Origin of the sequence: Bacillus sp. Leaf49, assembly GCF_001426125.1 — a bacterium.
Taxonomy (GTDB): Bacteria; Bacillota; Bacilli; order Bacillales; family Bacillaceae; genus Bacillus; species Bacillus altitudinis.
The window spans coordinates 1-16,814 of sequence record NZ_LMRK01000022.1 but is presented as its reverse complement, the minus strand read 5'-3'; the positions used below and the strand labels follow the sequence as shown (position 1 = coordinate 16,814).

At 40.2% G+C, this 16,814-nt stretch carries 17 protein-coding genes and 1 tRNA gene; 2 read left to right on the top strand and 16 right to left on the bottom strand.

Annotated features, from left to right (window positions below; all coding sequences use genetic code 11):
• Nucleotides 1-113: 113 nt before the first annotated feature.
• The 4 genes from ASG46_RS14805 to queG form a co-directional block, all read right to left on the bottom strand.
• Nucleotides 114-2,009, bottom strand: coding sequence for a PrkA family serine protein kinase (locus ASG46_RS14805; protein ID WP_017360374.1), 1,896 nt, complete (start codon nt 2,007-2,009; stop codon nt 114-116).
• Nucleotides 2,010-2,452: 443 nt separating this feature from the next.
• Complete coding sequence (gene trmL / locus ASG46_RS14800; RefSeq protein ID WP_003211950.1) at nt 2,453-2,926, bottom strand: tRNA (uridine(34)/cytosine(34)/5-carboxymethylaminomethyluridine(34)-2'-O)-methyltransferase TrmL; 474 nt, start codon at nt 2,924-2,926, stop codon at nt 2,453-2,455.
• Between the two features lie 43 nt (nt 2,927-2,969).
• A complete protein-coding gene (locus tag ASG46_RS14795; RefSeq protein ID WP_056705061.1) occupies nt 2,970-3,872 on the bottom strand; it encodes an amidase domain-containing protein in 903 nt (300 codons plus the stop codon).
• Nucleotides 3,873-3,933: 61 nt separating this feature from the next.
• Nucleotides 3,934-5,082: a tRNA epoxyqueuosine(34) reductase QueG gene (queG, locus tag ASG46_RS14790; RefSeq protein ID WP_041093435.1), complete on the bottom strand. Its 1,149-nt coding sequence runs from the start codon at nt 5,080-5,082 to the stop codon at nt 3,934-3,936.
• A gap of 83 nt (nt 5,083-5,165) precedes the next feature.
• Between queG and ASG46_RS14785 the strand changes: the two genes are divergently transcribed.
• The gene (locus ASG46_RS14785) at nt 5,166-5,762 is read left to right on the top strand and encodes a hypothetical protein (protein WP_082515502.1); all 597 of its coding nucleotides are present in this window, start codon (nt 5,166-5,168) and stop codon (nt 5,760-5,762) included.
• 96 nt (nt 5,763-5,858) lie between these two features.
• Here the strand turns inward: ASG46_RS14785 and ASG46_RS14780 are convergent.
• From ASG46_RS14780 to ASG46_RS14725, 12 genes are all read right to left on the bottom strand, one after another.
• Nucleotides 5,859-5,932, bottom strand: a tRNA-Gly gene (locus ASG46_RS14780).
• Nucleotides 5,933-6,059: 127 nt separating this feature from the next.
• A complete protein-coding gene (locus tag ASG46_RS14775) occupies nt 6,060-6,740 on the bottom strand; it encodes a hypothetical protein (RefSeq protein WP_047947127.1) in 681 nt (226 codons plus the stop codon).
• 79 nt (nt 6,741-6,819) lie between these two features.
• The gene (locus ASG46_RS14770; protein WP_008349089.1) at nt 6,820-7,101 is read right to left on the bottom strand and encodes a hypothetical protein; all 282 of its coding nucleotides are present in this window, start codon (nt 7,099-7,101) and stop codon (nt 6,820-6,822) included.
• Entirely contained in the window at nt 7,098-8,003 is a 906-nt protein-coding gene (locus ASG46_RS14765; protein ID WP_056705059.1) for a PqqD family protein, read from the bottom strand. Before ASG46_RS14765 ends, ASG46_RS14770 begins: the two co-directional genes overlap by 4 nt.
• A complete protein-coding gene (locus ASG46_RS14760) occupies nt 7,987-9,453 on the bottom strand; it encodes a hypothetical protein (protein ID WP_056705056.1) in 1,467 nt (488 codons plus the stop codon). Before ASG46_RS14760 ends, ASG46_RS14765 begins: the two co-directional genes overlap by 17 nt.
• Nucleotides 9,431-10,177, bottom strand: coding sequence for an ABC transporter ATP-binding protein (locus tag ASG46_RS14755; RefSeq protein ID WP_008349096.1), 747 nt, complete (start codon nt 10,175-10,177; stop codon nt 9,431-9,433). Before ASG46_RS14755 ends, ASG46_RS14760 begins: the two co-directional genes overlap by 23 nt.
• 115 nt (nt 10,178-10,292) lie before the next feature.
• Nucleotides 10,293-10,505 carry a hypothetical protein gene (locus ASG46_RS14750; RefSeq protein WP_003211695.1) on the bottom strand — a complete coding sequence of 71 codons (213 nt, stop codon included), beginning with the start codon at nt 10,503-10,505 and terminating at the stop codon, nt 10,293-10,295.
• A 541-nt stretch (nt 10,506-11,046) separates the two neighbouring features.
• The gene (ssuD, locus tag ASG46_RS14745; RefSeq protein ID WP_017360383.1) at nt 11,047-12,189 is read right to left on the bottom strand and encodes an FMNH2-dependent alkanesulfonate monooxygenase; all 1,143 of its coding nucleotides are present in this window, start codon (nt 12,187-12,189) and stop codon (nt 11,047-11,049) included.
• A 14-nt stretch (nt 12,190-12,203) separates the two neighbouring features.
• The gene (locus tag ASG46_RS14740) at nt 12,204-12,992 is read right to left on the bottom strand and encodes an ABC transporter permease (protein ID WP_235562248.1); all 789 of its coding nucleotides are present in this window, start codon (nt 12,990-12,992) and stop codon (nt 12,204-12,206) included.
• 44 nt (nt 12,993-13,036) lie between these two features.
• The gene (locus ASG46_RS14735; protein ID WP_056705052.1) at nt 13,037-14,026 is read right to left on the bottom strand and encodes an aliphatic sulfonate ABC transporter substrate-binding protein; all 990 of its coding nucleotides are present in this window, start codon (nt 14,024-14,026) and stop codon (nt 13,037-13,039) included.
• A gap of 14 nt (nt 14,027-14,040) precedes the next feature.
• Entirely contained in the window at nt 14,041-14,808 is a 768-nt protein-coding gene (locus ASG46_RS14730; protein WP_056705050.1) for an ABC transporter ATP-binding protein, read from the bottom strand.
• Between the two features lie 162 nt (nt 14,809-14,970).
• The gene (locus ASG46_RS14725; protein WP_034647783.1) at nt 14,971-15,126 is read right to left on the bottom strand and encodes an FbpB family small basic protein; all 156 of its coding nucleotides are present in this window, start codon (nt 15,124-15,126) and stop codon (nt 14,971-14,973) included.
• Nucleotides 15,127-15,391: 265 nt separating this feature from the next.
• On the opposite strand from ASG46_RS14725, the gene ASG46_RS14720 reads away from it, so the two are divergent.
• Nucleotides 15,392-16,684 carry a homocysteine synthase gene (locus ASG46_RS14720; RefSeq protein ID WP_056705048.1) on the top strand — a complete coding sequence of 431 codons (1,293 nt, stop codon included), beginning with the start codon at nt 15,392-15,394 and terminating at the stop codon, nt 16,682-16,684.
• Nucleotides 16,685-16,814 lie beyond the last annotated feature (130 nt).

Here is a 16,814-nt window from a genome sequence, read left to right as displayed (position 1 = left end):
ATTCTTGTACCCATCGATTCCATTATCGTATGCTGCTCGTCAGCGAAATGACGACGATTTCTAAAAAAGACATTACCGGTGCTAGTTTGCGCCAATAATGCCTCCTTCATTTATTAACGATTCAGAAGACTACCTACATATTTTAAGAGTTCGTTTGCACTTGTGGAATTATAGCCATGCTCATCAATCAATCGCGCCACTACTTCATTGACCTTTTTCAACTGTTGCTCATCCGGCGTTTTTGTCGATGTCGTAATTTTCACGACATCTTTCAAATCGGCAAAGAGCTTCTTCTGAATAGCTTCTCGTAATCTCTCATGAGAATTATAATCAAAGCGTTTGCCCTTTCTCGCATAAGCAGAAATCCGAATAAGGATTTCTTCTCTGAATGCCTTCTTGGCGTTTTCAGAAATGCCGATCTGTTCCTCAATTGAACGCATGAGCTTTTCATCAGGATTCATTTCTTCACCTGTTAACGGATCACGCAGTTTGTTTTTATTGCAGTACGCCTCGACATTATCTAAGTAATTATCCATGAGAGTTTTCGCAGACTCCTCATAGGAATACACAAATGCCTTTTGAACTTCCTTCTTCGCCATATCGTCATACTCTTTTCGTGCGACAGAAATAAAATTCAAATAACGTTCCCGATCTTCACTTGAGATCGATGGATGCTGATCGAGTCCTTCTTTTAAGGAACGGAGGACATCCAGTGCATTGATGGATTCCATGTTCTTTCGAATAATAGTGGATGAAATGCGGTTAATGACATATCTCGGGTCAATTCCGCTCATTCCTTCGTCATGAAATTCCTTTTTCATCTCATCAATATCAACAGATTGGAAACCTTCGACACTTTCGCCATCATACAGTCGCATTTTTTTCACCAAATCGATATCAGACCGCTTCGGCTCTTTCAGCCTTGTCAAAATAGAGAACATCGCAGCTACCTTTAGCGTGTGCGGTGCAATATGAACATCTGAGACATCACTTTCTGAAATCATCTTATGATAAATGCGTTCTTCTTCTGTCACCTTTAAATTATAAGGGATCGGCATCACAATAATTCTTGAGTGTAAAGCCTCGTTCTTTTTATTTGAAATAAATGACCGGTACTCCGTTTCATTCGTATGTGCAACAATCAATTCATCCGCACTTATCAACGCAAAACGCCCCGCCTTAAAATTTCCCTCCTGCGTTAATGAAAGAAGATGCCATAGAAATTTCTCATCACACTTTAACATCTCCTGAAATTCCATCATTCCACGGTTCGCTTTATTGAGCTCTCCATCAAACCGGTACGCACGCGGGTCTGACTCTGAACCAAATTCAGCAATCGTTGAAAAATCAATACTTCCTGTTAAGTCAGCAATGTCCTGAGATTTCGGATCCGACGGACTGAAAGTACCAATGCCGGTCCGTTTGTCCTCTGAGAAAAAGATTCGTTCCACTCTCACATCCTCAATGCGGCCGCCATATTCCTCTTCCAGCCTCATCAAGTTCAAAGGTGATAAATTCCCCTGCACACGTATGCCATATTCTCTATAGAAATCCTCCCGCAGATTTTGCGGAATGAGATGAAGCGGATCTTCATGCATTGGGCAGCCTTTAATCGCATAGACTGCGCCATGATCTGTTAGTGAATACTCTTCAAGCCCTCTTTTCAGCCTTGTGACAAGCGTCGATTTCCCGCCGCTGACTGGGCCCATTAATAATAAAATACGCTTTCTGACATCTAAACGTTTAGCCGCAGGGTGAAAATACTCTTCCACTAGCCTTTCCAATGATTCCTCTAAACCAAAAAGCTCCTGATCAAAAAATTTGTAGGTTCTGACCCCATTCTCCTCTTCAATCCCGCTGTCCTTAATCATATGATAAACGCGAGAATGAGCAGATTGAGCGACAAGTGGATTTTCTTTAATAATATCTAAATATTCGCTGAAGGTGCCTTCCCATTTCAGTCGCTGCTCTTCTTCTCTGTGCTGTTCAATTTTCTTTAAAATATCCATATGAACCTCCTCTTTCAAGATTGAAGCTAGAAATCAGATACTGTTTTACAATCTATGCGGAGGCGTCCTATTACATGCTTTCGTTCTTCAAAATGACGAATTGGCAAACTGAATTGACAACCATCCGCAAGACCCTTCATAATAAAGGAAAAACAGGAGAAAAATGATCTTCATCTCCTGCTTTTCAAGGCGAACTTCACAACATATGAAACCGGCAACGAAGGAACAAAGGGATAAGGGGGAGCTTATATGAGAACGGTCATTATGATGGGCGTCATCATTACGTTTTTAGTATCCATTTTCACAGCTGGCTACGAAGGCAAGCCTGGTAAATGAAAAAAAGGATGTTCCATCAGCGGAACATCCTTTTTCATTTCGTTCATATTTTCAGCACTTACATATTCACTGAAAGCGAGATGGGATCTCGGCTTTTTATCATGTTCTTATATCAAATCTCGGTATTGCTGCTGGCGAAGCGCCTCATACACAAGAATCGCTGCCGTATTCGATAGATTCAGTGAACGAACATGCTCTGTCATTGGTAAACGTAGACAGCGATCCATATTCCGTTCAATCAAATCTTTTGGCAATCCACTTGTCTCTCTGCCAAATACGAAGAAGTAGTCTTCATCTAGCTGCGAGTAATCGAACGTTGTATGCGGCTTTTGCCCAAACTTTGTGATATAGAAAAATTGCCCCTTCGGATGAGCCTCAAACAATTCATCTAATGAATCATGATAGACGACATTGGCATATTTCCAATAATCGAGTCCTGCACGCTTCAGCATTTTATCATCTGTCGAAAAACCAAGCGGACGAATCAGATGAAGTGTTGTATTTGTTGCTGCACATGTTCGCGCAATATTTCCAGTATTAGCTGGAATTTCTGGTTGATATAAAACGACATGAAGTCCCAAAAAAGTTCACCTCTAATTTTCTTTTCCGCTCAACATTATACCATTAACTATCCTTCGGAGCATCGTCCAAAATGTGAAAAAACGTATAACGAATACTAGGTGTATAAGCCGTTGAATCTTCATACGACCAGTAACGCATACGACTGTCATACGTTTGTGCATTCACAAGAGGCATTCCGCCTTTATCATGATCAACGACAATGGTTGTATGATTATACCTACCGTCACCCTCAAAATCGTAGCAAATAACATCACCTATTTGAAGCTCCTGCGGCTCCTTGAGCTTCTTCGCTCTCAACCCCGCTTTGGAATTCGTTAAATAATTTTTCATCGAATGTGCCACCGTCCAGCTGTAGCTCCATGTATGTGGACGAACCCACCAGCCAGATCCACGGTTCGGATATCCTCTCGTTGGTGCATTCCCTGCTTTTAGACATTGTGAAATAAAATTCGTACAGTTATCTTCAAAATTTTTATAGGCTGGATTCCGTTTATTCCAATACGTCTCAGCATATTGAACAGCTGCACGCCGGTCATAGTGAAAAGCTCTTCCAAATTGGTCTTCATTTTGGAAGCGCTCATCCACCTGACCTTCCTTTTGTCGTTCTTCTAACATCATCCGATCTTTCACAAGCATGTCGTTATAAAGAAACGCTTCTCTTTTCTCAACCTGTTCCTCTAAATAAAAAGAATCGTCTATATCCTTACAGACATAAGTGAGGTGCGCGAGATATTGTACTTGCTGAGCTCCATCATCTTGAATAGCTGAATCGAGAAGTTTTGCTTTTGCTTTCGCCTTGACAATCTCAACTTGTCTTCTTGCAAACAGCTCTTTCTTTCGCTCCACAGCGTCCACATCAGACATCAGCTGGGGTTGTTTGATCGTACTGCCATTTAATAAATATGCCAGTCTGTCTTCTAACGTTTGTTCTAATAATTGTTTCACACAGACACCACCAAACTTTTTTTAACATCTCTGTTTGGTTCATTCTATGTTCAATGGGAGGTTATTTAGTATTTAAAGGTGTTTGTAACAATTCAATCCCTTTGATGATCTCTTGTTTTGCTTCTTCATCACTTTCCCGCTCAAGGGCTTTTTCCAGTTCTGAAAGCTGCTGACCATCGCCAATTTTACCGATTGCCCAAGCAGCCGTGCCTCGAATGACCGGTCTTGGATCTTTATGCATCAGGTCAACCAAATCTGGCAAAGCAGATGCATCTTTAAAGTGAGCAAGTGCCAAAATGGCATTCCGCTGAATAGGCTTTTTCCCTCGCCATGATCCAGAAACATGACCATACTTCTCTTTAAACTCACGATTGCTGATTGTCAGCAGTGGCTTTAAGAGCGGCTTTGCAATTTCAGGGTCCGGCTCCATTTCAGGATGTAGATGAAAGTCTTTCCCTTTATTAATTGGGCAGACCGTTTGGCACGTATCACATCCATACAACCGATTCCCTATTTTCGAGCGAAATTCGTCAGGTAAAAACCCTTTTGTCTGTGTTAAAAACGAAATACACCTTTGAGAATTGAGCTGGCCTGGATTCACAAGAGCACCCGTTGGGCATGAATCCACACATTTATTACAAGTTCCGCACTGGTCTTCTATTTTCTCATCCGGTTCAAATGGAACATTTGTAATCATCTCAGCCAAATAGACATAAGATCCGAACTCTGGTGTGATAATCATACAGTTCTTTGCACTAAAGCCAATGCCAGCACGTTCGGCTACAGCACGGTCAGACAATTCACCTGTGTCCACCATTGATTTTGTCCGAATATCTTCGTGTTTACTGCGCAAAAATTCTTCAAGCATGTCGAGCTTTTTTTTCAGCACAACATGATAATCAGTTCCCCATGAAGCCCTGCAAAAAATCCCTCTTCTGGCATCCTTTGTACTTCGGGGAGCATCTTTCATTTTGGAAGGGTATGCGAGCGCAATGGCGACAATTGATTTTGCTTTTGGAAGCAGCAAAGCAGGATTTGTTCGTTTTTCGATATCAGGCTCTTCAAAACCGGACAAATACCCTAACGATTCATGTAAGATGAGGCGGTCCTTTAATGAATCAAATGTATCAGCACTTGCAAATCGAATTTTATCGACACCAATTTCATTCGCATATTGAATTAACTCTTCTTTTAATTGTCCAACATGAATCACCTTGCAAACCTCCTTTCTTTGTTTCTTCAGTTGTTTTCAGTATAATACGAGTGTATCATGACCGATTGGAGTGAGTCACTGTGAAGATACAAATGAAAATCTCCCAACCTCAAAGCCCGTCTATCCATGTTGGACAGATTGAATATTCACATATTGAGATAGGAAAATCCCCTCAAATGTTAAAAGGCCGACTGCGACTGTTTCAAGAATCTTTGTTTTTTGAATATGAAGATCAAACTTTGGAAGAAGTACCAGCGATCAAAGAATGGACGAATCTTCTAGAAGGTGTCCCCTTTCTTCCGCTTCTTGCTGATATTCAAAAAGAACAATTTATTGACTCGACCAATTCCGTACAGGATTTGTCGATATTTTTTTCATTAAAATATTTCTTGCCTATCCTTACATTAGATGCCGATCAATTGAAAGGGCCTCTTTCATTATCCAAAAATGAAACTGGTCATATTGAATGGCAGGATGGCGCAGAGCTTAAAGGGTTATTTTCTCAAGCAAGTAAAGCTCAAATTTCTCAAGACACAAAAAGCATTCTTCAAATCATTCTCTTCCCACCAGCTATTTCCCGGGAAAAGAGTGAGGCACTTATACAATCCTTGACGAAGATGTTTATACAAATACATGGTGGAGAAAGTAAATATGAACTCATTGAAAAAGCACTGTAGGTCACAGTGCTTTTTACATTATACTGACATAATAAAAAACGCAACACTTCGTTTATCTATGAAACGAAATACTGCGTTATAAACAAAATTATGTATTGGAGCGGGTGATGAGAATCGAACTCACGACATCAGCTTGGAAGGCTGAGGTTTTACCACTAAACTACACCCGCATCAATCTTTTAAAGACAACATCATTGCGTTGACTTTTATTATGTTACAACTTTCTTAACAATTCGTCAAGAGAATATGAAGATTTTTCGTCAAAAAATTTCATATTCTCCATATATATTACGATAGTTATTTGTCTAGCTGCAAATACACCAAATAAGCCTGCTTCACATCTTTTAATTCCTCTTTCAGATTCTTTTCAGAACCTGTTAAACCAGAAAACTCATGGTTCAATCCAGTTGTGATGGTAGTAGAAATTAATTTTTTCTCTCCAGGAGACATGTGAAAAAGATCTGAAGCTGATATCGTTGTGTTTCCTCCCACGTCCTGTTTGAAATCCATGCTAGTCGAGAGTTTCGTTAGTTCGCTTTGCTCTTTATCTTTCCATAAGCTATACGTTACTTTTAACAGATCATCTTTTTCATCTTCTAGCTGGTAGATAAAATTCACACTGTTATCGACGCCATTTTGATGAAGCTCAATGGTGATTTTTTTTGTATCGTCTTTTAATAATTGTCCATCTTTGTAATGCATACCGATCAAGGATACACTTTTATTACTGCCTTTTAGTCCTTTCACTGTCATCGCTTCAAACGGCTTATCTGATAATGCTTCCAAAAGACTTTTTTCATTTTTTGTTAGTTTCATAGGTTCGACAGTTACTTCATCGTGAGTTGCTGTTTCCTTATTTTTCTCTGTTGCAGGTTTTTCTGAGACCGTTTTCTCTGTCGTTGTTGTTTCTGCAGCCTTCTCGCCGCATCCTGCTAATAGAAAAACAGTAAATAAAAGAATGCTCCATTTCTTAATCATTGATATCCCCTTTAGTATTTTTATTCTTTATTATACTAAAATTTGGTTGATTATACAAAAAAAGATTAGGAGTATTCTCCTAATCTTTCGCTTTTTTCTGTTTCATGGCTGATAGGAATGCCACAATGAGAAAACTGACAGCAAAAATGACAACCATATAAATAAAAAAGTTTGGTTTGATTTGGAACGTAAATGCAGACGAACCTTCCATCTCAAAAGCAAGACTGTTAAATAATAATTCATTATTTGTTTTTGATTGAAATAAGTGATAGAACAGAACACCAATGGTCAGCATCGGAAAGCCTAAGAAACCTAGGAAACTACCAACAATTGCACCTTGTTTCATTGCCTGAACGTTCATGATCGTTGTCCTCCCATTCCACCAAGCAATAACTGCTTCATAATAGACTTACCATCCCCCATAAACGGAAGAAGGTAGAGCAATTGAATAAAATACGTGATTGAAAAAATGAAAAACCCTGTCGAAATTGGATTTTCTTTTAGAAATAAAACAGTCACAATGATTCCGGCTGCGCCAATGAGCCCCGGCAAAAGCGGACCAAGCAGTGTAATCCACACCTGTTTTTTCTGAAACGGATCTAAAACAGGCCTCACAAATTTCACAGACATCATATCGCTCGCAAAAAAGCCTTGAGGACCATCCCGGCCGGCGAACTTCCGATGTGCATACCCATGTGCCGCCTCATGCAAGGCAGTTCCAGTAATTAATCCAAAATAAATAATCGTAAAATAAATCGCAATGGCTGCAATCGATGGATCAGGCATAAATAAAAAGGCGATTCCCGCCATGATCATAAAGAGCACCCAGAAAAAGATGATTTTGCGCGTCACCATCAGCAGAGCCGTACCCAATATGTGAAGAAATGAATGACCCGTGCAGTCAAATCGCTCTTTCATCTTTACTTGATACTGCTTAAAAAATTGACAGAAGGCTGTGACAGTCCGATATGGCGATTGATAATGAATCGACAGCAAGTGATGCTGATTCAGCCCCATCATCAATTGATAAAAATCGCGGGCAATCACAGACTCATCGACCTGAAACAAATCGGCGAGTTCTGCCGTAATACTCGCCTCTGTCCTTTGACCATCCACTTTCGTTAACATATGATATGCACTTTCGTTAATTGGAAGTGAGCTTCCGTACTGCGTATCAGTCAAATGCCTTTTTTGTAAAGTCACATATGGCCCAAGTGCCGGCACCCGCTCAATCTTTAGCTTAGTGTTAAGAAGTTGAATCATGTGAATACCTCCATGAAAAACCTTTATATATGGCAAAGATGAGCAGACATTCAAATCCTGCCACAAGCAGCCACTGAATCATTTGACTCGATTCCCCTATCACATAGTTTCCAATAAATACAATCGGAATCATGATTAAAATAAGCGCTCCAAACGAGAAAATGCCTGTGTAAGGATTATTTCGATCAAGGGGCAATAAAATACCCACCACATAAAAGAGAGCCGTTGCATTACACAAGACAGCAGCACCAATCAACACGATCCAGATCTGATCCGGTAGCGTCAGTGTTGTGATCATAAATAAAACAATTTGGATCACACCAACGAGCAAAAGTCCGAGAAACTTATAAAGAGCCACTTCCCACGGCCTTAGACCGAACGTTTTATACATCCCAAGCATACGTTTGTCATTGCCAAATGAATTAAAAGCTGTTAACCCAGCTAGCGCACATAGGACAAAAAAAGCTTCTCCTTCAAAGCGGAAGGCAAACTGATAACGGACAAATAAAATGACAATAAGGAGGATGAGAAAATTTAAAATATTTTCTTCATTTCTCACTTGTGACTTTATTTCCTTTACAATGAGAGACCACTTTTTTGAAGATGAAAATGGCAGTTTGTGCAGAAAGGTTAACGCTTTTTTCTCAGCCATAATTGGCATTAAAGCAAGAGAAATAAATGCGCCTCCCGCAGATAATAGGATGAAGAGGATCAACATCGCATAATTCACCCCGTCAGGAGACATCCCTTGTGCCGCTAAGAAAAACGGCGCTGTAAAATACATCAAATGATAATCAAACTGTACATATGATTGCTGTATTTGATTGATGTCGAAATGTGTCATTCCATACGCTACAACTAGCGCTAATAAAACAAATATCGCTGCAAATTTTTGCAACGGTAATTTTAATTTTAGTACGAGTAAATAAGTCACGTTGTAAATGAGCTGAAGCAGTGTTAAGACAAAGAGTGATTGCAACAGCACCATCAAAAAGAACGTAAGAATAAAGAAAATACTGATCCCTTGTGCAATAAAATTAGGTAAAAGCAAGATCCCGATGAAAAATAAAACAAGCCCTGTGACGACTGTCACCATCGGAATGAAGTAACCAAGACTTTTTTGAAAGGTAGACAGCGGAAACCAGCTGAGCTGCATAGAAAAACGATCTTGTTCAGGTGTTCTGACTTTGATCAGCACAAATAACAAGCTTGTAAAAATGGATGCATTGATTGCCATCGACACAACCAACAACCCAAGTGAACGTTCATCTCCATTTAAGAAAGCCTTCATAAAGACACCCGTAAAACTGTATCCGATGATGGCTCCCATTGTGACTGCAAACAAAAAGAATAAGACCACAATGATTCGCTTCGTTTGAGTATCAAAGAGCTTATACATCTCCTGCTGCCACATTTTAAGCATCATTTTAGAAATGATTAATGATTTCATCAAAATGTGCACCCCTATCACTTAACATTGAAGCTTTCAGAAACACCTGTTCCAATGTGCTTGATTGATACTTTTCTTTTAAGGCTGAAACCGTCCCTTCATCCATTTTATTTCCTTTAGAAATAATGGCGATCTTGTGGCACAGCTCTTCCGCTGAAAGCATATCATGCGTTGAAAGCAAGATTGCACCATGGTGCTCGGCATAACGTTTCATCAGTTTCTTTGTGTTTATAACCGCTTCAATATCAAGTCCTCTAAAGGGCTCATCCATGATCACTAATTGACTCTCAAGCATAAAGGCAGCAATCAGCTGTGTCTTTTTTTTCATGCCATGGGAATAGGTTTCAATTGGTCTTGATAAAGCTGATTCCATATCAAACAATTCAATTAGTTGATTTCTTCTTTGAATTGTTTTACATTCATACATAGAAGAAACAAAATCTAAATATTCAGCACCAGTCAATGCTTCAGGGAGCAGCAGATCATCTGGAACATAGGCGACTTGTTTTTTAAAGGATGGATCATCATTTGTGACATCCTTGATATGAATGGTTCCTTCTGTATGCTTAATGATGCCGAGTACACAGTTAATCATCGTTGTTTTACCGGATCCATTTGGTCCAGCCACAGCAACGATTTGATGAGGGGCAATTTTCAAATGAAAATCATTGACAGCAGTCACGTTATTTTTATACGTCTTGGTTAAATTCTCGATCGTAAACATATAACCTCCAAGTGTCTGCATATTCTTTAAAAACAGATCAGGCTAAACCGCCCGCCACAGACGGTTTAGCCCTGGTGTCTTATCTAAGAAGTAAAAAGATGAATCCTAAGTATAGCTACTTACATTCAATTTGGACTTTTAAGCCACTTTCCCACTGAACGGCTCCTGTAAAGCTACCCTTGCCGTTTGCTAAACACCAAACTGCTGCTCCTAGAACAACTGTTGCTCCCAATCCAAGAAGGACAGCAACAAATACTAAGAACCAAGCTTGGTCCATAATAGCAGGTTCCATAGTGGAATAGTCAACTTGCGGCGCTGCATAAGTCATACTTTTCACCTCCCAGCTTATGATGATCGTATCATAGGCGTCACACTCCAAACATCAACAGAAGATCCCATTTTTGACCGAACATATTTTCGTGTAAAATGTGACTTTTTATTCAATTATTCATGTTCAACTGTATAAATTCTTCCTTTTTTACTATTTTTCACCACAACTCAAGAACCACAAAACCCATATAATGTCAATTAAACCATCTTTTTTCTGCCTTTTTTCAAATAGTTCATTTTCATCATCTCTTCTATTTAATCTTTCATTTTTTTGAGATAGAAAGAATTCCCCCGATATATCAGATATAAAAGTCCTAATTATATGTCGTTAACACATCAAATACGACATATTAACTGATAATTCCAACAAAAGAGTGAGCATATTTTCCTTCTTCTCTTGTCTCTTAAAATATGTATATACAAGAAAACCTATTGGGAAAAAAGCCCTTGCCTTCTTCCACAGCACATATCATTTTACTTGCATCTCTTTCTATAAAAAAAGCAAAGCAGCCCGACAAGTATGACTGCTTTGCTTTCATTTATGAGGAACTTGCAGCAGAGGCTGTATCAGGAAAGTAATTGTTCCCAATAATTTCACCAGCAGGAACGTGTGGTCCTGCATCACCATTTCTTTTAAATGGGAGAAGCGGGAAAACAAGTTCTGCTAAATAATAAGATTCTTCTAAGTGCGGATAACCAGAAAAGATAAATGTATCAATACCTAGAGACTGATATTCTATTATACGTTCTGCTACTGTATGCGGGTCCCCGACGAGCGCTGTTCCTGCCCCGCCTCTAACTAAGCCAATGCCTGCCCAAAGATTAGGGCTAATTTCAAGCTTCTCTTTATTCCCTTGATGTAATTCAACCATTCGTTTTTGCCCTACTGAGTCCATCCCTTGTAAAGTCTTTTGCGCCTCATCAATAGTCTCTTGATCTAAATGACGAATCAGATGTTCCGCTGCCTGCCAAGCTTCATCTTCCGTTTCTCTCACGATCACATGAAGTCGAATACCAAACCTCACCGTTCTTCCTTCCTTTTCAGCCTGCTTTTTCACTTGTGCGATTTTCTCTTTTACTTGTGCAGGCGGCTCGCCCCAAGTTAAATAAACATCTGTATGTTTTGCAGCGGCTTGAATGCCTGCTTCTGATGATCCTCCAAAAAAAACGGGTGGATGTGGTGTTTGAGCTGGTGGAAATAGCAGACGTCCATTTTGTGCTTGCAGATGCTTCCCTTGAAACTGAACATTCTCTCCTTTCAATAACCGCTTCCAGATGGTCAAAAATTCTTCTGTTGCCTCATAGCGTTCATCATGAGAAATGAATAGCCCGTCTCCTTCAAGTTCTTCTTTACTTCCTCCCGCTACAACATTGATCAGCAGTCTCCCGCCTGAAAGCCGATCAAATGTGGAGGTCATTCTAGCAGCAACAGACGGCTGCATCAACCCTGGCCGAAGAGCCACAAGAAACTTTAAATGGGTTGTTTCTGCAGCTAAAGCAGCCGCTGTCAGCCATGGATCTTCACAAGATCTACCTGTAGGCAGCAAGACCCCTGTGTACCCAAGCTGATCGGCAGCTTGAGCAATTTGTTTAAAATACGGATAGTCTGCCTGTCTTGCCCCTTTCGATGATCCTAAATAACGCCCATCCCCATGCGTTGGAATAAACCATAGAATATTCATCATATCGCCTCCTATTATTTTTCACCTTGATAACTTGTGCGCCATTTGAGCAGTCGCTTTTCTAACAGCCGTACAAATGAATCAGTCATCTTACCAACTACCGCAAAGATGATAATCCCTACAAACACTTTATCCGTTTGCGAGAATTGTCTTGCATCCATAATCATGTAGCCGACTCCACTACTCGACCCCATCAATTCAGCCACCACTAAACCAAGCCAGGCAATGCCTAATGAAAGCCTCACGCCCAGAAGAATATGAGGAAGGGCAGCAGGTAAAATGAGCTTTGTGATATTTTGATACAGATTAAACTCTAAAGCGCGAGCCACATCGAACAGCTTGTTATCTACACTGCGAATTCCTAGAAAGGTATTGATATAGATCGGAAAAAAAGCCCCAAGTGCAATCAATAAAATTTTCGCTGATTCATCAAAACCAAACCAAAGAATAAATAAAGGAGTCACCGCTAAATGAGGAACTGTTCTCAGCATTTGCAAGGTCGGATCTACATACTGCTCGGTTTTCCTAGAAAAACCGACACACAAACCCATCGCAAGTCCTAAACCTCCCCCAAGTAAAAACCCGCATATTGCTCTGTAGAGACTGATGTAAATATGGCCAAACAGCTCACCGGAACGAATCAACTCACGAAAAGATTCTGCAATGACAGTGGGTGCAGGTAGTACAGTAGAAGAAACGATTTGGGAAGCAGCAGCTCCCTGCCAAATCGCAATGAGTAAAGCAGGTAATACAAGTCCTTTTAACATGATGAAGGATGAAGCTTTTCTCCTTTTTTTCTTCATTCGCTCGGTTTTAGTCACAAGGGCTGGGTTAGATGCAGCTTTCATCAATTCTTCTCCTCTTTCAGCATTTTTTCAATAAACGAATTATCTACCACCTGATTGACATCAATCTTCCGCTGTATCGCCTTTGTTTGATATTGAAAATCAGCTGTATGCTGCTGGACGTTTATGATTTTCTTAGAAATGGGCTCATTGAGCGGCTCTGTATTGTTTAATACTTGTGTCACCACCTTCTGATCTAATTGTTTCAAACGAGCATAAAGTGTAATGGCTTCCTGTTGATGATCTTTCTGCCATTTCACCGCTTTGTCATATACTTTTAAAAATTGCACCACTAGTTCAGGGTACTCATCGGCAAACTTGGTTCTGACAAGTGTGAATCCAGGTGAATATAAATCGGTCGCTTCTCCATTAACCAGTAGCTTTGCTCCCTTTTCTATCGTTTCAAGTGATAAGAACGGCTCCCAGATCGACCAAGCATCAACTGACCCATTTTCAAACGCAGATATTGCCTCATCCGGCTGAAGCTGAATGATCTGGACATCCTTTGCAGATAAACCTGCCTGATCCAATACTTTGTATAAAAAGTCAAAACCACTGCTTCCTTTGGCAACGGCGATTTTTTTCCCTTTTAAATCTTCTACTTTTTGAATCTCACTGTTCTTATTCACTAAAATCCCATTCGCCTTTAACCCATCCTGAGATAAACCAATTTCCTTAAAATCAATACCTGCTGCCTGACCAGCTATAACAGGTGAATTACCAACCTGTGAAAAATCTAATTGATTGGCGGCAAGCCCTTCGAATTGGGGAGGACCACTTTGGAACTCCACCCACTTGACTTTCATACCTTCTTTTTCAAATGATTGCTCAAACCACCCTTTTTCCTTTGCTAAAAGAAGTGGGCTTAGACTTTGCTGAATCCCAATCCGAACCTCTTTCGGCTTGTCTTCTGATCCATTCGCTGCTTGACCACACCCAGCTAATACAAGGAGGATACCAAGAAAGAGAACGATCCTTTTTTGCCTTTTCATTCGATTTGACCTCCTTAAATTCCTGAGCCATTCGTCAGTAACAGCTCATCTGTTTTCTCAAATTCTGAAAGCACCTTTTGTCTTAAGCTCTGAAAAGCTGTTGACGTTCTATTCCTCGGAAATGGTAAGTTCACGGGAAGGATTTTATGAATTCGGCCGGGTCTTGCTTGTAACAGCACAATTTCATTGGCTAAATAAATGGATTCGTCAATATCATGAGTGACAAGCACCATCGTTGTTCTTTTCTCCTGCCAAATATCCAGCAGCACATCCTGTAAGTGTTTCCGTGTAAATGCATCTAGCGCACCAAAAGGTTCATCAAGCAATAAAATCTCCGGATCACGCAGGAGTGCTCTTGCAATAGCAACACGTTGTGACATCCCGCCTGAAAGCTCATGTGGATAGGCGTGTTCAAAACCTTTTAACCGAACAATGTCAATTAATTCATCCACTTTGCGGCAAACAGCTGCTTGTTTTAAATTGAAATTGGCAGCGATATTTTCTTCGACCGTCAGCCATGGAAACAAGCGATGCTCTTGAAAAATAAAGCCCTGTTTCATTCCTGGTTCTGTCACACGCCTTTCTCCTATCACGATCTGCCCATCATAATCTGTATCAAGCCCTCCAATCATCTTCAGCAATGTACTTTTCCCGCAACCGCTCGGACCAATCACCGTCACGAATTCACCAGGAACGATGGTGAACCTTACGTTTTCAAGCACTTGAATGGTTTGTTTGTCTTTCCAAAAAGACTTATCCACAATATCAACGGAAATAGTCAATGCAAGTTCACTCCTCTTGTCATCAGATAGATACACAGAAAGGCCCTTATCCCAAAAGAGAGATAAGAGCCTTCGTGTTGTCCGATCAGCTATTCATATTGAGTTGTTAGCACCATCCTAAATCATATTATTCCTATAAATCAACTATATTTTATAAAATAGTTATTTCGACCTTGTATGCTTTTCATCAATACGATCGTAAATCTCTTCTATTCGTTCTTGATTGCTGTAAATTTCATATTTGTTCCGCTCAATCAAAATGTCTAATGTGATATCCAAATGTTTTCTGTATTTTTTTCGTTTTTTCTTTTTCTCCATCTTCATCTTCCCTTCAGATTAAAATAAAAAAAGGCCCTTCACTCATGCCTGAGTGAACGAGCCTTCGGTTGACCGATCAGCAATTCTTGTTGGTATTTTCAGTATGCTTATGTTAATACATACTATTCCGACATGTCAACTATATTTATTGTTTTTTCAGATTTATCTAAAAAATGATTGACCGGGCAGTAAACAAGATTTATAGTCTTATTAAATATTTCTTATTAAAATAGTTGGTTTTATCTAACAAAAGGAGGATACACACATGTCAGAAGAACTTCAATTTCGTTTAGAAACAAAAGCAATACACGCAGGTCAAGAACTGGACTCAGCCACCTATTCAAGAGCTGTACCTATTTACCAAACAAGCTCTTTCGGTTTTAGAGATAGTGAGCATGCGGCGAATTTATTTGGACTTCAGGAACCCGGTAATATTTATTCACGTATTATGAACCCGACAAATGATGTGTTTGAAAAACGGATCGCTGAGCTTGAAGGCGGAATTGGTGCACTTGCTGTCTCCTCAGGACAAGCAGCGACCACTTACTCCATTTTAAACATTGCAGGAGCTGGTGACGAAATCGTATCCTCCAGCAGTCTGTATGGCGGCACATATAATTTATTTGCTCATACCTTGAAAAAGCTTGGAATAACAGTAAAGTTTGTGGATTCCTCAAACCTTGAAGAACTTGAAGCAGCCATTACAGATAAAACAAAAGCAGTGTATGCAGAGAGCATCGGAAATCCAAAAGGCGACATTTTACATATTGAAGCCGTATCAGCCATTGCACACAAGCACCACATTCCTCTAATTGTGGATAACACACTTGCAAGCCCTTATTTGTTAAGACCGATTGAATTTGGCGCAGACATTGTTGTCCATTCAGCGACGAAATTCATCGGCGGCCATGGCACATCCATTAGCGGAGTCATCGTCGACAGCGGCAAGTTTCCTTGGAGTGATAGTGATAAGTTCAAAGGCCTGACGGAACCAGACCCTAGCTATCATGGTCTGACGTATACAGAAGCGATTGGCGAAGCAGCTTATATCACAAAAGCACGTGTACAGCTCTTACGTGATCTAGGGGCGGCTTTATCACCATTCAACTCATTTTTACTCTTGCAAGGCTTAGAAACATTGCATCTTCGCCTTGAACGCCACAGTGAAAATGCATTGAAGACAGCACAATTTTTACAAGATCATCCTCTTGTAGAATGGGTCAGCTATCCAGGTCTTGAAGGCCATGAATCCTTTGAGCTGGCTCAAACTTATTTACCAAAAGGGCAAGGCGCCATCCTCACATTCGGCATTAAAGGTGGCAAAGACGCAGGAAAAAAACTCATTGATTCGGTTCAGCTTTTCTCACATCTTGCAAACGTAGGCGACTCTAAGTCACTCATCATCCACCCTGCCAGCACAACGCATCAGCAATTAAGTGAAGCAGAGCAAAAAGCCACAGGGGTGACACCAGAACTTATTCGTTTATCTGTTGGAACAGAAGCGATTGAAGATATTCTGGCAGATCTAGAACAGGCGATTTCAAAAAGCCAGTCTTAACCAAACAAAAAAAGCACACACCTGTGTGCTTTCAGACCGTAGACAAACCCCACCTTTACTTCAAGTAAAAGTGGGGTTTTCACATTTTTTGATAAAAACATTATGTGTTTTACGCTGGACATGGCTCTTT

Bases quoted from the DNA above. Each gene is read 5' to 3' on its own strand.
- ASG46_RS14770 (WP_008349089.1), bottom strand. From the start codon at position 7,101: ATGAACGTTCAGGCAATGAAACAAGGTGCAATTGTTGGTAGTTTCCTA.
- ASG46_RS14725 (WP_034647783.1), bottom strand. From the start codon at position 15,126: ATGGAGAAAAAGAAAAAACGAAAAAAATACAGAAAACATTTGGATATC.
- ASG46_RS14720 (WP_056705048.1), top strand. From the start codon at position 15,392: ATGTCAGAAGAACTTCAATTTCGTTTAGAAACAAAAGCAATACACGCA.
- ASG46_RS14805 (WP_017360374.1), bottom strand. From the start codon at position 2,009: ATGGATATTTTAAAGAAAATTGAACAGCACAGAGAAGAAGAGCAGCGA.
- ASG46_RS14775 (WP_047947127.1), bottom strand. From the start codon at position 6,740: ATGATTAAGAAATGGAGCATTCTTTTATTTACTGTTTTTCTATTAGCA.
- ASG46_RS14740 (WP_235562248.1), bottom strand. From the start codon at position 12,992: ATGAAGAAAAAAAGGAGAAAAGCTTCATCCTTCATCATGTTAAAAGGA.
- ASG46_RS14760 (WP_056705056.1), bottom strand. From the start codon at position 9,453: ATGAAATCATTAATCATTTCTAAAATGATGCTTAAAATGTGGCAGCAG.
- ASG46_RS14735 (WP_056705052.1), bottom strand. From the start codon at position 14,026: ATGAAAAGGCAAAAAAGGATCGTTCTCTTTCTTGGTATCCTCCTTGTA.
- ASG46_RS14750 (WP_003211695.1), bottom strand. From the start codon at position 10,505: ATGACTTATGCAGCGCCGCAAGTTGACTATTCCACTATGGAACCTGCT.
- ASG46_RS14765 (WP_056705059.1), bottom strand. From the start codon at position 8,003: ATGATTCAACTTCTTAACACTAAGCTAAAGATTGAGCGGGTGCCGGCA.
- ssuD (WP_017360383.1), bottom strand. From the start codon at position 12,189: ATGAATATTCTATGGTTTATTCCAACGCATGGGGATGGGCGTTATTTA.
- ASG46_RS14755 (WP_008349096.1), bottom strand. From the start codon at position 10,177: ATGTTTACGATCGAGAATTTAACCAAGACGTATAAAAATAACGTGACT.